The 15328-nt window shown below is 64.9% G+C and carries 17 protein-coding genes; 10 read left to right on the top strand and 7 right to left on the bottom strand.

The features are described from left to right. Window positions 1-113: 113 nt before the first annotated feature. Complete coding sequence (locus tag L0U83_RS02765) at window positions 114-1220, bottom strand: sugar transferase (protein WP_233880284.1); 1107 nt, start codon at window positions 1218-1220, stop codon at window positions 114-116. Between the two features lie 593 nt (window positions 1221-1813). Here L0U83_RS02765 and L0U83_RS02760 point away from each other — a divergent pair. The 3 genes from L0U83_RS02760 to L0U83_RS02750 all read left to right on the top strand — a co-directional run bounded on the left by L0U83_RS02760 (window position 1814) and on the right by L0U83_RS02750 (window position 4725). Continuing rightward, window positions 1814-3205, top strand: a complete 1392-nt coding sequence (locus tag L0U83_RS02760) for a glycoside hydrolase 5 family protein (RefSeq protein WP_233880282.1) — start codon at window positions 1814-1816, stop codon at window positions 3203-3205. Between the two features lie 130 nt (window positions 3206-3335). Then, window positions 3336-4439, top strand: a complete 1104-nt coding sequence (locus L0U83_RS02755) for an MraY family glycosyltransferase (RefSeq protein ID WP_233880280.1) — start codon at window positions 3336-3338, stop codon at window positions 4437-4439. Between the two features lie 151 nt (window positions 4440-4590). Next, a complete protein-coding gene (locus tag L0U83_RS02750; protein WP_158757106.1) occupies window positions 4591-4725 on the top strand; it encodes an entericidin A/B family lipoprotein in 135 nt (44 codons plus the stop codon). A 35-nt stretch (window positions 4726-4760) separates the two neighbouring features. On the opposite strand, the gene L0U83_RS02745 is transcribed toward L0U83_RS02750, so the two are convergent. Beyond that, complete coding sequence (locus L0U83_RS02745; RefSeq protein WP_233880279.1) at window positions 4761-5444, bottom strand: pyridoxamine 5'-phosphate oxidase family protein; 684 nt, start codon at window positions 5442-5444, stop codon at window positions 4761-4763. Between the two features lie 305 nt (window positions 5445-5749). On the opposite strand from L0U83_RS02745, the gene L0U83_RS02740 reads away from it, so the two are divergent. Next, window positions 5750-6205, top strand: coding sequence for a host attachment protein (locus L0U83_RS02740; protein ID WP_233880277.1), 456 nt, complete (start codon window positions 5750-5752; stop codon window positions 6203-6205). A gap of 44 nt (window positions 6206-6249) precedes the next feature. Here L0U83_RS02740 and L0U83_RS02735 read toward each other — a convergent pair whose 3' ends face one another. Together L0U83_RS02735 and L0U83_RS02730 are read right to left on the bottom strand one after the other, a co-directional pair. Then, window positions 6250-6432 (bottom strand): DUF1427 family protein, encoded by a 183-nt coding sequence (locus L0U83_RS02735; RefSeq protein WP_233880275.1) that lies wholly within the window; start codon window positions 6430-6432, stop codon window positions 6250-6252. A gap of 21 nt (window positions 6433-6453) precedes the next feature. Continuing rightward, window positions 6454-7422: a quinone oxidoreductase family protein gene (locus L0U83_RS02730; RefSeq protein WP_233880274.1), complete on the bottom strand. Its 969-nt coding sequence runs from the start codon at window positions 7420-7422 to the stop codon at window positions 6454-6456. Window positions 7423-7706: 284 nt separating this feature from the next. On the opposite strand from L0U83_RS02730, the gene L0U83_RS02725 reads away from it, so the two are divergent. Then, entirely contained in the window at window positions 7707-8810 is a 1104-nt protein-coding gene (locus tag L0U83_RS02725; RefSeq protein ID WP_233880272.1) for an acyltransferase family protein, read from the top strand. A gap of 86 nt (window positions 8811-8896) precedes the next feature. On the opposite strand, the gene L0U83_RS02720 is transcribed toward L0U83_RS02725, so the two are convergent. Beyond that, entirely contained in the window at window positions 8897-9784 is an 888-nt protein-coding gene (locus L0U83_RS02720; RefSeq protein ID WP_233880271.1) for an MBL fold metallo-hydrolase, read from the bottom strand. A gap of 116 nt (window positions 9785-9900) precedes the next feature. On the opposite strand from L0U83_RS02720, the gene L0U83_RS02715 reads away from it, so the two are divergent. Genes L0U83_RS02715 through L0U83_RS02700 form a run of 4 tightly spaced genes read left to right on the top strand, consistent with a single transcriptional unit; the run spans window position 9901 to window position 12782 of the window. Next, entirely contained in the window at window positions 9901-10236 is a 336-nt protein-coding gene (locus tag L0U83_RS02715) for an ArsR/SmtB family transcription factor (RefSeq protein ID WP_233880269.1), read from the top strand. After that, the gene (locus L0U83_RS02710) at window positions 10233-10679 is read left to right on the top strand and encodes a YeeE/YedE family protein (protein WP_233880268.1); all 447 of its coding nucleotides are present in this window, start codon (window positions 10233-10235) and stop codon (window positions 10677-10679) included. Before L0U83_RS02715 ends, L0U83_RS02710 begins: the two co-directional genes overlap by 4 nt. A gap of 1 nt (window position 10680) precedes the next feature. Further along, on the top strand, window positions 10681-11133 hold the full coding sequence (locus tag L0U83_RS02705; protein WP_233880266.1) for a YeeE/YedE family protein: 453 nt from the start codon (window positions 10681-10683) through the stop codon (window positions 11131-11133). Between the two features lie 29 nt (window positions 11134-11162). Next, entirely contained in the window at window positions 11163-12782 is a 1620-nt protein-coding gene (locus tag L0U83_RS02700) for a bifunctional protein tyrosine phosphatase family protein/NAD(P)/FAD-dependent oxidoreductase (RefSeq protein WP_233880265.1), read from the top strand. Between the two features lie 30 nt (window positions 12783-12812). Here the strand turns inward: L0U83_RS02700 and L0U83_RS02695 are convergent, their stop codons facing one another. Together L0U83_RS02695 and rarD are read right to left on the bottom strand one after the other, a co-directional pair. Beyond that, window positions 12813-13193, bottom strand: a complete 381-nt coding sequence (locus L0U83_RS02695; RefSeq protein ID WP_233880263.1) for a DUF5594 family protein — start codon at window positions 13191-13193, stop codon at window positions 12813-12815. Between the two features lie 136 nt (window positions 13194-13329). Further along, entirely contained in the window at window positions 13330-14217 is an 888-nt protein-coding gene (rarD, locus tag L0U83_RS02690; protein WP_233880261.1) for an EamA family transporter RarD, read from the bottom strand. Window positions 14218-14487: 270 nt separating this feature from the next. On the opposite strand from rarD, the gene L0U83_RS02685 reads away from it, so the two are divergent. Further along, window positions 14488-15276 (top strand): sulfite exporter TauE/SafE family protein, encoded by a 789-nt coding sequence (locus tag L0U83_RS02685; RefSeq protein WP_233880260.1) that lies wholly within the window; start codon window positions 14488-14490, stop codon window positions 15274-15276. The last annotated feature ends 52 nt before the right edge of the window (window positions 15277-15328 follow it).

Raw genomic sequence — 15328 nt, 5'->3', positions numbered from 1 at the left:
ATCGCATTGAGTCCCATTGCAACACCCCCAATCCGTTACACGCGTTCCGGGTCATGCCGTGTGAACCGGATACCTGATATCCCAACCGCGTCTCGCCCTAACTCGTTTGCCGCTCAATACGCGCCGTCACCGCGGATCACCACGAAAACCGTCTTGAACAGAATCCCGATGTCCTTCCGGAAGGTCCAGTTCTCCACATAGGAGACGTCGAGAAAAACGCGCGTCGCGTAGTCGAGATCGTTGCGCCCACTCACCTGCCATAGGCCCGTGATACCCGGCGTGGCCATCAGGTAGTACTTTCTCGCCTCGCCATAGCGCTCGAGCTCCTGGTCGATGATCGGGCGCGGGCCGACAAAACTCATCTGGCCGCGCAGGACGTTCCAGAGCTGCGGCAATTCATCGAGGCTCGAGCGGCGCAGAAAGTGACCGATCCGCGTCACGCGCACATCGTTCTTCAACTTGAATTCGCGCTCCCATTCGGCGCGCGCTTCGGGATCACGTTCGAGCAGATCCTTGAGCACCTGCTCCGAATTCACCACCATCGAGCGGAACTTGAGACAGCGGAACTTCTTGCCATGGCGTCCTACGCGCGTATGGCCGAAGAACGCCGGGCCGCCATCGCGCTTGACCAGCAGCGCGAGCACGACGAGCAGCGGCGAGAGCAAGACGATCGCACTCACTGCCGCGACGACGTCGAAGAGGCGTTTCAGGGCATGCCCGACGACGGCACGGCGAACCGTATCGCGCGTACCGACCTCGAGATCCTCCCGGCGCCACCACGCACGCGTAACGCGCAACACGCTCAATTCCGAAAAGAACAGTGTGTGCGACAGCAGCAGAGAAATACCCGTCGTCAATGTCCAGTACATGAACCACGGCAGCGCCAGCAGATGATCGTGATGAATCGCATAGAGCAGCACGAGTCCGCAAAGCTGCACCGCGAGCCAGGCGAACGCCGTGCGGCCCGCGACGCTGAAAGGCGATCGGCTGCCACGTGTGCCATAGGTCCCGCAAGCGGGAAAGACAGAGAGGGCGAGCGCCGCGCAAAAAGCCACCAGCGTGGGATCGGGGTGATGGACCGCGGCCTCCTGTCCGGAATTCAGATTCAGGTGGACGGCGCATACGGCGCCCAGCACGATCAGCACGACATCGACCGTACGTTGCAGCACGATGTCGACCGTACGTTGCGAAAGCTCTGACCGTTGCGTTAACTCAGACATGTCCCTGCCCCAGTGCGTGTCGTGTTCGTCAGACGTTTGTGTCCGGCGCGTTCGTCCGCCTCGCGCGGACACACGGACTCCATGACCCGGGCGATCCATGCAATCGCCGCCCGCCCGAAGGCCACGACAACACATTACGGCGTGAGCAACAGGCAGACCGTGCGCAATCCCACCAAATGTCTGTGATCGACGCCGGCACGCCGGGCACGCCATGCGGGAGCCGCACGGCGAGGCGCATGTGAGCATTGCGCTATGTGCGTTCGCGCACATAGCGCAATGGCAACGTCCTTCGCGAGAGTGTGAAGGTGCGTGGAATCAGGACTTCTTGTCCTGCCGATGCGGTCGGTTCGCAGATGTGCCCCATGCAGGGGCGATTGATATGAAGGATTCCTTATTTTTTACATAACGCATGCGTTGTAACGGAAACTTAATCTTTCGCGGAATATCTATCCGTTCGCCGTCGCACACACAAAGGCGGTAACTGCGCATCACAATGGGCCGTGAATGCCGCTCCAACAGGGGCAGAACCATCGAGACGCCGGCATGTGCCAAGGCGCGCGCATCCGGCGGCCGCCCCACGTGAGGAATACGCCGTGAAGCATCCCGTAGCACTCAGCCCTATCCTGCTCGCCAGACGAGCCGACTCACAGCGTTTGCGACGCGTGGGGCAGACGAAACCGCGCGGGTGGCTTGCCACGCGTATCGCCGAAAGCCTCGCGACAGGCTTCTGCGCACTCGCATGCGCAACGGCGGCGCACGCGAGCGGCGCTGCGCAGGCAATGCCAGCCGAGGACTTCCTCCAGACGCTCGCGGTCGTGACCCACGTTAGCTACACCGACGGCGCGTACGTCAACGTGCACAACGTCGCCGACGATATGGCATGGCTCGGCATCCACCACGTTCGCGACTACGCGCCCGGCTCGTCCATCCCGTTCTCGAGCTATGTCTATCTCGCGCAGCGCGGTGTGAAATTCAACTTTCTGATGGGCGCGGACTTTGAGAAACAAATCGGACAGGTTGCAACGTTGAACACCGAAGTGCCTGGCAGTGTTGCTGCCATCGAAGGCCCCAACGAACTCAACAACTTTCCGGTCGCTTACCAAGGTCTTACCGGCGCCGCTGCCGGACTCGCTGTGCAGCGCGACCTCTATGCACGCGTGCACGGCATGCCGGAGCTTAAGGACGTGCCCGTATACGACGCGACCGGCTTCGACCCCAAGTCAGTCGAGACGCGCGCGAAATCGGCCGACTACGCGAATCAGCACGTCTACCCGCAAAACGGCGAGCAACCGCTCTGGAACGCGAACGGCGACAAGTGGATGCTTGCCGCCATTCACCTCGGTCAGAGATTTCAGTTGCCGCTCGTCATCACCGAGTTCGGCTACTTCTCTTTGCCCCAGGCAGGCTGGTACATGCTCGGCGTCGACGAGCAGACACAAGCCAAAGGCGTTCTCAACGGTTATATGGACGCTGCGGCAGCGGGTGTGAAGCGCCTGTACGTCTATGAACTGCTCGACGAAAAACCCGATCCGACGCGCAAGAACGACGAAATGCATTACGGGCTCTTTCGCAACGACAACAGCCCCAAGCCGGTGGCCTACGCTATTCGCAATCTCACGTCGATCCTGAGCGCCAACACGACGCGACGCGCAAACGCCGCGGCGCGCAGCACGCTCGCGTATACGCTTTCCGAAATGCCGGTATCGGCAAACAGCCTGCTGCTGCAGAAGAAGGACGGTCGCTACCTGCTGGTGCTCTGGAACGAGACACTTATCTGGAACCGGGAGACGGGAGTGCCACTCACTAGCCCGCCCGCGCGCGTCGATGTCGACTTTGGCGGAAAAGCAAAACGTGTCGACCTGTACGATCCGCTAGCTTCGGCGCAGCCGCTCGAAAGCCATCGCGACGTGCGCCAACTGACCGTGAACGTGCCCGACCACGTCATCCTGCTCGAGATCACACCGGCGGACACGCCGGGAACCTGAGCGCGCCGCGAGGCAACGCGTTGTCCTGACCGGAGTGGACGTGCGGCGCCGCCAACAGGAGGTTCCGCGGGTGCGGCATGTCCGCCTTTGTATAATCGCGCATTCCTCCTTCCGGTCGCGGTTTCCTTTCATGCTCAGTTTCGCCCTCGGCTTTCTCGTTTCATTGCTGGTCACGCTGCTGATCGTGCGTTACGCGCATCTGCATGAAAGGTTCTCCGTCGATTCCGATCTCGCGGGCGTGCAGAAATTTCACGTGCGGCCAGTGCCGCGCATCGGCGGAACGGGCATTCTCGCGGGACTCATCGTGGGCGCTGCGCAGTTGCACGGGACGTATCCGGCCGTTTCGGGCGGCATACTCGGCATCGTCGCGTGCGGGCTGCCCGCGTTCGGCTCGGGGCTGATCGAAGATCTCACCAAGCGCGTCTCGCCGCTTGCGCGCCTCATCTCCACGATGGCCGCCGCCGCGCTCGCGTTCTGGTTCCTCGGCATCGCGGTCACGCGCATCAGCGTGCCGCCGCTCGACTTTTTACTTTCCTACGCGGCGATTTCCTTCGTCATCACCGTGCTCGCGGTCGCCGCACTCGCCAACGCGATCAACATCATCGATGGCTTCAACGGCCTTGCCTCGATGGTCGCGTTCATGATGTTCGCCTCGCTCGCCTACGTGGCTTTCCAGGTGCACGACCCCGTGGTGCTCTCCGCGTCGTTCATCATGATGGGCGCGGTGCTGGGCTTCTTCATGTGGAATTTCCCGGCGGGCCTGATCTTCCTGGGCGACGGCGGCGCGTATTTCATCGGCTTCATGCTCGCCGAGCTGGCGATCCTGCTCGTCATGCGCAACCGCGACGTGTCGGCCTGGTATCCCGTGCTGCTTTTCATGTATCCGATCTTCGAGACCTGCTTCTCGATCTACCGGAAGAAGTTCGTGCGCGGCATGTCGCCCGGCATTCCCGACGGCGTGCACCTGCACATGCTCGTCTACAAGCGCCTCATGCGCTGGGTCGTGGGCGCGCGCAACGCACGCGAACTCACGCGGCGCAATTCGTTCACTTCGCCGTACCTGTGGCTGCTCTGTCTGATCGCCGTGATTCCGGCCACGCTGTTCTGGCGCCACACGCTGCACCTGTTCTGCTTCGTCGTGCTGTTCGCGCTCACCTACGTGTGGCTCTACGTGAGCATCGTGCGCTTTCGCTCGCCCAAGTGGCTCGTCGTGCGCAAGACGCGCAGGCGCTGAAAACGGCTTTGCGGGTCTGGCGCGCAGCCTCGGCGCATGTGGCCCCGCTTCGCGCGTAGAATCGAAAAGAACGGCGGCGCGCATGCCTCATGCCCGCCGCCGCTTACATTCGACGATCACTCGACGTTGATTCGATTCAGGGAGAGCCGAAATGAGCCGTTATCTCGCGTTTGCACTTGCGCTGTTCGCCGTGACGCTCGCCGCCTGCAACACCATCGCTGGCGCTGGCGAGGACATTTCGAAGGGCGGTCAAGCCATCACCAATTCGGCGGAAAAGGCCAAGTAACCCGCTTGCGGGCACATCGCGGTGCGAGCGAGCGCTCACGCCGCGGCGCCTTCGCGCAGGCGCGTGACCTCCGCCTCCAGCTCGCGCACACGCGCCTCGCGTTGCGTCGCAGCCTCTTCCAGTTCGCGGATGCGCGCCTCGCGCTCGTCTAACGCCGACTTCACGTCTGCAGCTTCGAAGCGCCGCGGAATGTGCTGCGGGCAGTTCATGTCCCACGCATTCACCGTGAAAACGATCACCCGCTCGGCGCGCGCCTTGTAGCCCTCGGGCATCAGTTCCGCGAGCAGCGCCGGGTCTTCCACAACGCGCGCGCGACCCCAGATCTTTACGCGCCGCCGACGCGCATAATCGATGACGAACAGATGCGCCTTCGGGTTGTCGGCGAGGTTGCCGAGCGTGATGTATTGCTGGTTGCCGATGAAATCGGCGAAGGCAATGGTGTGCTCGTCCACCACGTGCAGAAAGCCCGCCGGACCGCCGCGATGCTGGATGTACGGCTGCCCTTCGGTATTCGCGGTGCCGAGGAACACGCTCGTCTGCGCGCTGATGAATGCCTGGATCTCTGGCGTGAGCGCCACACCCCAGGCGTGATCGCGCTCCACGCGCGCATAGAGTTCGCGGGAGCCGAGGCGCTCCTGCATCGCCTTGACCGTTGGCGTGAAGGCGACGTCGCTCGGGTAACGGAGGATGCGGTCGGCGTTCGAGGCGTTCGGGCTCATGTCGGACTCCATTGCAGCGCGCTGCGGAGTCTAAAGACTAGGTTCTTCCGCCAGAAAAGATAATCCACCAGCAGCGAGAATCATCCTCCCGAATTCCGGGAGGGCAAGCGGCCAGCGGGCACGCCGCTCGCTGACCCGATGCTTCGCGCCCGGCGCGAACGCCAGCGGCACGCAAACGAGCGCGGTGGCACTTCCCGCCCCGCGCGGCCCGAAGCGCGCTACCCTTGGTGTTCACGCCGCGTGGCGCGAGTCCACTCAACCGCCCGGCGGCCCCATGCGCCGGACGTCATGGCAGGGAGTCGAACATGTCGAAAACGATCTGGATTGTCGTCGCCAACCGTGTGACCGCGCGCATTTTCGCCGCAGAAAGCCCGCTGGGCGCCATCGACGAGATCGAGACGCTGCTGCATCTGCAGGGCCGCATGCTGGATGAGAACCTCGTGACCGACAAACCGGGGCGCACCACCGACCGCGTTGGCTTCGGGCGCAGCGCGACCGATCCCGACACCAGCCAGCACGATCACGAAGCCAGCGTCTTCGCGGCGGAAATCGCAACGACGCTCACGAAGGCGCGCAACGACGCGCGCTACGGCACGCTCGTGCTCGCGGCGCCGCCCGCATTCCTCGGCGCGCTGCGCAAGGCGATCGACGCGCAAACGCGCAACCTCGTCACGCTCGAACTCGACAAGGATCTCGCAGCGCTCGACGCGCGTGCGCTACGCGCACGTTTGCCTGAACGGCTGGTGCGCGCCGAGGCGTGAGCCAGGCGATCCGTAAAAGGGCGCGGTGAGCGAGGATTGCCCGCTCACCCCGCAAGATGCGCGACGCACGCGCGCACGACGCCGATGACGTTCTCGCCCGCCAGCATGCCGAGCAGCCCGACGAGTGCGATAGTCGGCGGTGCGGGCGATTTCACCTGCAGCACGTTGTAGAGCAGCCCCGCGAGCGCGCCGACCGCAAACGACACCAGATACCCCTTCATCGTCATCTCCCGTTCGTCTTTCGGCGCTCAGGCGATGTCGATCACGACGCGCCCAGCGGTGCCCGCCGCGACCGCCTCGTAGGCTTCGCGTGCTCGCGCGAGCGGAAAGTGCGCGGCCACGACGGGCGGCTCGAACTGGCCCGCGTCGAACGCTTCGGCAATCGCGCGCATGAGCGGCGCGGATTCGGCCACGCCGAGCTTCGCGCTATCGGCGCCGAGCAACTGCGTCTCGTTGTGATAGAAGTCGATCAGGTCGAATTCAACGCGCCGCTTACCCGTTGCGCTGATTTCGACCACGCGGCCACGCCGCTTCGCAAGCGAAAGCGCCAGCTCGAACGCGACGCCACCGACTGCGTCGTAGACCACGTCCGCGCCTGCGCCGCCCGTCAGTTCGCGCACGCGTTCGGCGGTGTGTTCGTTCATGGGCACGAAAGCGTCGATGAGACGCGCGGCCGGCGAAGCGGCAAGCGGCGCCTCGCGGCCCACGCCGATCACGCGCGCGCCGCGCGCATTCGCGATCTGCGTGACCGCCCCGCCCACACCGCCCGACACGCCGATCACGGCGATCGTTTCGCCCGCGGCCACGCGCGCGTAATCGACGGTGCCAAGCCACGCCACGACGAAGTTCACGCCAATCGACGCGGCCTGCGCGTGCGAGAGCGCCGCGGGCTTGCGCGTGAGCGCGGCCGCAGGCACCTCGATGAACTCGGCGTGCGTGCCGTCGCGCGTGAAGCCGATGTCGCCGCCCGTACCCCAGACCTCAGCGCCAAGCCACGCTTCGGGGCCCGCGACCACCACGCCGCTGAAGTCGCGTCCAGGCACGCGCGGCGGCACCGTGTGCTCGAAATGACCGGAGACGTTCTTCACGTCGCTCGGGTTGACCGAGGCGGCGCGCACCTGCACGAGCGCGCTATCGGCTTTGGGCTCGGGCGTGGGCAGATCGACGTACTCGAGTACATCGGGCGTGCCGAAGGACTTGAACTGGATGGCTTTCATCGCTTCACTCCGTGGGGTCGGCTTTCGCGCAACTGCATACGCAAACGCGGTATCGAACTGGAAGCCAATGTAATGTGTTGCAGCGCGGTCGTGCGGACAGAGACTTTCGAATTTCGGACAAGTTAACTCTTTAACTAATTGCTGGTTTCTGTACGGCCGCCCACAAAACTACGCACTCGCGTGTTTTTCAGCAATGTCAGAATAACCGCGATCAAACGCAGCGATCAAAGTCAGTCCATCCCTCCCGGCCGCCATCGGCGAACGCGCTGACCGCGCCACCCAACATGCAAAAGCTAAAGTCGCTTACTGTGCTGCGCGCTGTTGCAGCGACAACGGTCATCTTCTTTCACATCATGTCGCCGACCGGACACACGTTCGGTGAGTTTGGCGTCGACATTTTCTTCGTGATAAGCGGTTTCGTCATCGCGCTCGTGCTGGATAACCCCAAAATAACCACACAGCGCTTTCTCGCGGACCGCATTGCCCGCATCGTGCCGCTGTACTGGGTGCTGACGTTTGGCGTATTCGCCGGCGCGCTCGTCGCTCCTGAGTTGTTGAATTCGACCACTGCCGACCTCGGCAATCTGCTGAAATCGCTGTTCTTCATTCCCTATCGCAAGGAAAGTGGCAACATATTCCCGATGTTGTTCGTCGGCTGGACGCTGAACTACGAGATGTTGTTTTACGCGGCCACGGCCGTCTCGCTGATACTGGTGCGCCGTCACCGGCTGCTGTTCACGTCTGTGCTGCTCTTTGTGATCTTTTGCGCGGCGAAAGCTTTGCACTCGCATGGCGTGTTTGGCGCGTTCTATACGAATCAGCGGATGTTCGAGTTTCCGCTTGGTTTCATCGCGTACCAGCTCTGGCGGTTCGGAGTCCGTATCAATCTGTCGCTAGCGGGATGCATGGCGGTAGCAGCCTATACATGGATGGCCTACATCAACTGGCACGACCTTTCCAATGCACCATTGCTTTATTACGGCCTTCCCGCTTTCGTGCTGATCGCCAGCACACTGAGCCTGGAACCGGCGATGGGCTCGGGCTGGATGACTCGCGTAGCGATATTCATCGGCAACGCGAGTTATGCCATCTATCTGAGCCATCCATACTGCGTTGAAGCTGCGCGCAAACTGCTGCCGGACGCTATCGACGGCTTTGACCCGACTGCCCCGCTCGGGGTGACGCTCACCATGATCGTGGCTACGGCGATGGGCGCCGCGCTCTACCAGTTCGTCGACTGGCCGCTGCACACGCACGCGCGTCGTCTGTTGCACGCTGTGCCGCCCATACGGATGCGCAGATCTCCGTTCGCCGACGCAGGCAATCGAGGCACGGCTGCCCGCCAGGCACCGACCGACGACTTGCCAGTCAACGAGGACGCGAACTGAACAGCGCAGCACACAGGCAGCGCGCGATCAAGGACGGTTTTCCCCGCGATTCCTGAAGCACATTGCGCAACGCGTACCGCAACGATTCAAAGTGCGTCGATTGGAATCTTCAGATAACGCACGCCATTGCCTTCAGGCTCCGGCATGCGGCCCGCGCGGATGTTCACCTGGATCGACGGCAGGATCAGGTTCGGCATGGCGAGCGTGCGGTCGCGCGCGGTGCGCATCTGCACGAACGCCTCTTCGCTCACGGTCTCGTTCAGGTGGATGTTGCCACTGCGCTGCGCGCTCACCGTGGTCTCGAAGCACGGTCCGCGAGAAGCGGGCGGATAGTCGTGGCACATGAAAAGGCGCGTGTCTCCCGGCAGGTCGAGCAGTTTGCGCGCCGAGCGATAGAGCGTGTGCGCGTCGCCGCCCGGGAAGTCGCAGCGCGCCGAGCCCACGTCGGGCATGAAGAGCGTGTCGCCGACGAACACGGCGTTGCCGATCTGGTAAGCGAGGTCGGCGGGCGTGTGGCCGGGCACGTGCAGCGCGCGGGCCTCTAAATTGCCGACCTGGAACGTCTCGCCGTCCCGGAAAAGCACGTCGAACTGGCTGCCATCCGGGTTGAGGGTCTCGCCCAGATTGAACACCGCGCGAAACACGCCCTGCACCGCGCGAATATGCTCGCCAATCGCAATGCGCCCGCCCAACTGCGCCTTCAGATACGGCGCCGCCGAAAAATGATCGGCGTGCGCGTGCGTCTCCAGCAGCCACTCGACGCGAAGCCCGTATTCGCGCACGAACGCGATCACGCGCTCGGCAGATTCCGTGGAGGTGCGGCCCGATTTGGGGTCGTAGTCGAGCACCGGGTCGACGATCGCGCAGGCCGTGCGACGCCCGGCGTGCACGACGTAGGTGACCGTGGCCGTGACGGGATCGAAAAACGGCTCGACGATGGGTTCGGGTGTGTGTAGCTGGGCTGGGTTGGACATCAACGGCTCCGTAAAAGCGATCCTCTATTGAAACATATATTATAAATTTATATAATGTTTTTAGACAAAGTATAATTCGACGGATCGCCGTTTAACCTCGTCCATCGAGGCGACAAATGAACTCACCACTCACTCCCGAAGCGCTCGCGGCCCTGCGCGAATCCGCCGAAAAGTGCTGCGCGCTGCTCAAGGCGCTTGCCCACGAAGATCGTCTCCTGCTGCTTTGCCAGCTCACCGAAGGCGAGCGCAACGTCGGCGAACTCGAGGAACTGGTGGGCGTGCATCAGCCGAGCCTTTCGCAGCACCTCGGCAAGCTGCGCGACGAAGGCCTCGTCGATACGCGCCGCGAAGGCAAGTACATCTACTACCGCCTCGCGAGCCCCGAGGTCATCCAGGTCATGCAGACGCTGTCGAGCCTTTATTGCGGACGGCTGAAGGTACAAGCGCCATGAGCCTCGACCTCGCCCACTTCACGCCCTACGCCTCGTTCGCGGGCGGCCTGATGATCGGCGCGGCCGCCGCGCTCTTCGTGCTCGTGAACGGCCGCATCGCCGGGATCAGCGGCTTGCTGGGCGGCTTGTTGAGCAGATCGCAGCCGGGCTCGGGCGGCGAGCGCGGGGTGAATGCCGCGTTCGTCATCGGCCTCGTGGCCGCGCCGTTGCTGTGGCGGCTGCGCGCGGCGCTGCCGGCAATGCAGATCGACGCATCCACGCTCACGCTCGTCGTGGCGGGCCTGCTGGTCGGCGTCGGCACGCGTTACGGGTCGGGCTGCACGAGCGGCCACGGCGTGTGCGGGATCGCGCGCGGCTCGCGGCGCTCGTTCGTCGCCACGGGCGCGTTCATGGCGGCGGGCTTCGTCACCGTGTTCGCCGTGCGTCACTTGATCGGAGGCTGAAATGCGAAAACTCAGCGCGTTCGCCTGCGGTCTGCTGTTCGGCATCGGCTTGCTCGTCTCGGGCATGGCCAATCCGGCCAAGGTGCTCGGTTTTCTCGATCTCGCCGGGAACTGGGACCCTTCGCTTGCCTTCGTGATGGCGGGCGCCATCGCGATCGCCGCGCCCGCCTTCTGGCTCGCGCGCACACGAACGTCGAGCCTCGCCGGCGCGCCGATTCAGTTGCCCACGTCGCGGCGCATCGATGGCCGGCTGGTCGGCGGCGCGTTGCTGTTCGGCGCGGGCTGGGGGCTCGCGGGCTTCTGCCCAGGCCCCGCGCTCGTCGCCGCGGGCGGCGGCCAGCCGCGCGCCTGGCTCTTCGTCGCCGCCATGCTCGCGGGCATGGCGATTTACGCCGCGCTGGAGCAGCGCCGCCGTTCGCAAGACACCACACTAAGCAGCACCAAACCACACTAATCCGCGCCTGCCTCGGGACCAAAAAAAACATGCAAATCACGCAACACAACGCGCGCTTCGCAAGCGCCGACCAGATCACGCCCGACGACCTCGCCGCCATCCATGCGGCAGGCTATCGCTCGGTCATCTGCAACCGGCCCGATGGCGAAGGCGGTGACGCGCAACCCACGTCGCACGCGCTGCGCACAGCAGCCTCGCAACTCGGCCTGCAGTTCGCCTATCTGCCGGTGAAGCCCGGCCAGATCACCGCCGATGCCGCCGCGCAGTTCGCCCAGTTGCTCGTCGACCTGCCCGGCCCCGTGCTCGCGTACTGCCGCAGCGGCAACCGCGCCACGAGCCTCTATCAGCTCGCGCAGCAAGGCGCGCCGGCGCAGGCGGCCGCGCAAAGCGCGAATGCCGCGCGCGCCGCAACGGCGGCCTGCGCGTGGGAGGGCGAGACCTGGGACGTCGTCGTGATCGGCGGCGGCACGGCGGGCATCGCTGTCACCTCGAGCCTCTTGCGCCGCGAGCCGAACCTGAAGATCGCCATCGTCGAGCCGAGCGATCATCACGAATATCAGCCAGCCTGGACGCTGGTCGGCGGCGGCGCCTACGACGTGACGAAAACGCGCCGCCCCATGGCGAGCGTCATGCCCGCGGGCGTGAAGTGGTTCCGCGCCGCAGCCACCCGCGTCGAACCGAACGCGAACGTCGTGCAGCTCGACAGCGGCGTGCGCGTCGCCTACCGCCAGCTCATCGTGGCGCCGGGACTGCGGCTCGCGTGGGAGCGCATTGCGGGCCTCACGGAAGCGCTCGGCAAGAACGGCGTGACCTCGAACTATCGCTATGACCTCGCGCCCTACACCTGGCAGCTCGTGCAGCAGATGAAGGGCGGCACCGCCCTCTTCAGCCAGCCCGGCATGCCGATCAAGTGCGCGGGCGCGCCGCAAAAAGCCATGTATCTCGCCTGCGACCACTGGCGACGTCAGGGCGTGCTCGGCAAGCTCAACGTGGAGTTCAATCTCGCGGGTGCCGTGCTGTTCGGCGTGGCGACCTTCGTGCCGCCGCTCATGGAGTATGTGAAGCGCTACAACGCGAATCTTGCGTTCTCGTCGAATCTCGTCGCCGTGGACGGCCCGGCGCGTCTCGCCACGTTCGAGGTGAAGGATGCGAACGGCAACGTCACGCGTGTGGAGAAGCGCTTTGACATGCTGCACGCCGTGCCGCCGCAGGTCGCGCCCGACTTCATCCGCGACAGCCAGCTAGCCGATGAAGCCGGCTGGTGCGAAGTGGATCACGCCACGCTCCAGCATCCGCGCTATCCGAACGTGTTCTCGCTCGGCGACGTGTGCTCCGCGCCGAACGCCAAGACCGGCGCGGCCGCGCGCAAGCAGGCCGTGATTGTGGCCGAGAATCTGCTCGCCGCGCGCGCGGGAGCGCCGCTCGCCTACCGCTACGATGGTTACGGCTCGTGCCCGCTCACCGTGGAAAAAGGCAAGGTCGTGCTGGCCGAGTTCGGTTATGGCGGGCGCCTCTTGCCCACGTTCCCGCTCGACCCCACGCGGCCGCGACGCCTCATGTGGCTGCTCAAGGCGAGCGTGCTGCCGAGCTTCTACTGGTGGGGCATGCTCAAGGGCCGCGAGTGGCTCACGCGGGCTTCGCGCGGTTGATGAGATCCATGCGAGGAGAGGACTGCTAAATCAGCCCTCGAAATCGAGCCCGCCGAGCAACACCTCCGGCTCGCCCTGCGTGCGCGATGCAAAATCGACAGGGCGCGCCGACTCCCACGACGTCAGCTTGCGCCCGGTCGCTTCGAGGTAGTGCTCGAAGCGCGCTTCGCCGCCGGGCTCCATGAGGCGCTCGATCTCCTCGGTGTCCCAGGTCAGCGAGACGTTCAGCGGATACCCATACGGATGCCGGTGCTCGTTCGCGACGCCGCGCAGACGCACGCGCGTGGGATGGCCGTGCCCTGCGTTGGGCACGACATCGACGTGCACCGAAGGGCCGAACTGTTTCGCCAGCTTCGCCGCAATGCGCGGTGCGAATTCTTCCTCGAACCGGCGAACGGCTTCGATACTCATGCGCGGGGCGCTCCACGGAGGATTGACTGCGGGTTAAGGCGCTGCCGGTCGCGACCGCGCAGCGCCTCGTGCTGGCATCCTACCGCGCCGTCAGCAGATCAGCCAATGCCCGACAGCGCACCGCCGCCCAGAGCCCTCACTCCGCACGGCGCTGGCGCGCGGCCACGAGACTACGCACGCCTTCGAGCGAATACACGCCGAGCGCGAGCCAGATCGCACCGTAGCCCACGGCGCGCACCGCGCCGAACGGCTCCCCGTAGATGAGCACGCCTGTGAGCAGTTGCAGCGTGGGCGTGACGTACTGGATAAGACCGAGCATCGACAGCGGAATGCGCCGCGCGGCCGCGCCGAAGAGGAGCAGCGGGATCGCCGTGATCGGTCCGGAGGCCGCGAGCAGCAGTTGCAGCCCGCGCGAGGCATGCGAGAAGTGGCTCTCGCCGGCGAGGCTCACGATCGTCAGATATACGATCGCCACGGGAAAGAGCAGAACGGTTTCGAGCGCCAGGCCTTCGAGCGCGCCGAGCTTCGCGGTCTTGCGTAGGAGACCATAGCCGCCGAAGGTCACGGCAAGCGCGAGACTGATCCAGGGCGGCGCGCCGTTCTGCCAGGTGAGCCACATGACGCCCGCGGTGGCCAGCGCCACGGCGGCCCATTGCAGCGCGCGCAGGCGCTCGCGCAGGAACGCATAGCCGAACAGCACGTTGATGAGCGGATTGATGAAGTAGCCGAGGCTCGCTTCGACGATGTGCCCGGCGTTGACGGCCCAGATATAGATGCCCCAGTTGGCCGAAAGCAGCACGGCGCTCGCCACGAAACTCCCGAGCAGGTGGCGGTCGCGCAGCGCGGGCCCGAACCAGCGCCAATGGCGGCGCACGACGAGCACGACGATCACGAACAGGAGCGACCACGCCATGCGGTGCGCGAGCATTTCGAGCGCGGGGATCTGGTGCAGCGTCTTGAAGTAGATGGGGAAGAGCCCCCAGAGAACGAATGCAGCGAACGCGTAGAGGATGCCGGGATTCATGTGCGGTTCTGGTTATGGAGGCGCGAGTCCTGCGCGGCGCCGTTCGGCGCGTGCTTGCGCAAGACCGGGGTCCGTGCGAAGGCAATTGAAAGCCAGACGGAACTTGTCCGATTTCGCTTAACCCTGCGCCAAGCCGCCGGTTTTGCGACAATAGCGGATTTTCGCCGCCAGCCTTGGCCGTTGTCCAGCCTGACGCGCCGCTTACGGCGCGCGCTGTGCTCAACGCGGCAGGCGATGGCGTAGCCCCCCGAACCGGCCTCCTCGCGCGCGATGTCCTTCCCCCATATCGATCTGCTGTATTCGCTGTCCGGCCTGTTCGTCGGATTTCTGGTCGGCCTGACCGGCGTGGGCGGCGGCTCGCTGATGACGCCGCTCCTGGTCCTAGTCTTTAACGTGCACCCCGCTACGGCAGTCGGCACCGACCTGCTTTACGCGGCCGCGACCAAGTCTGCGGGCACGCTCGTGCATGGGCTCAAGGGTTCGGTGGACTGGCGCGTGACGCTGCGGCTCGCAACCGGCAGTGTGCCTGCCGCCACGATCACGCTGATCCTGCTGCACCGCTATGGCATGGACACGCCGCGCGCAGGGCATCTGATCCAGGCCGTGCTGGGCGTAGCGCTCCTCATCACGGCCGTCGCGCTCATTTTCCGCCCGCAGCTCGCGGCGTTCGCTTCGCGTCACCGCCACGGGCCGGGCGAAGCGCGCACGCTCTTTTTCACGATCTTCACGGGCGCGGTGCTCGGCGTGCTCGTCTCGCTGACCTCGGTGGGCGCGGGCGCCATCGGCGTGACCGTGCTGCTGCTGCTCTACCCGGCGCTGCCCACGGTGCGCATCGTCGGCTCCGATGTCGCGCACGCCGTGCCGCTCACGCTCCTCGCGGGCGCGGGCCACTGGCTGCTCGGCTCGGTCGACTGGCACATGCTGCTTTCGCTCTTGTGCGGCTCGCTGCCCGGCATCGCGATCGGCAGCCTGCTTTCTTCGAAAGCGCCTGAAAAGCTGCTGCGCGTGCTGCTCGCCGCGACGCTCACGCTCGTGGGCGTGCGGCTCGTGCTCTCCTGAACGCCACGCACGTCATAGGCATGCCGCGCACCTCGTGCGCGCTCAGTTGGCC

The organism is Paraburkholderia flagellata (assembly GCF_021390645.1).
Taxonomy (GTDB): domain Bacteria; phylum Pseudomonadota; class Gammaproteobacteria; order Burkholderiales; family Burkholderiaceae; genus Paraburkholderia; species Paraburkholderia flagellata.
The sequence above is the reverse complement of the archived record's forward strand: the minus strand, read 5'-3'. Positions and strand labels throughout refer to the sequence as shown.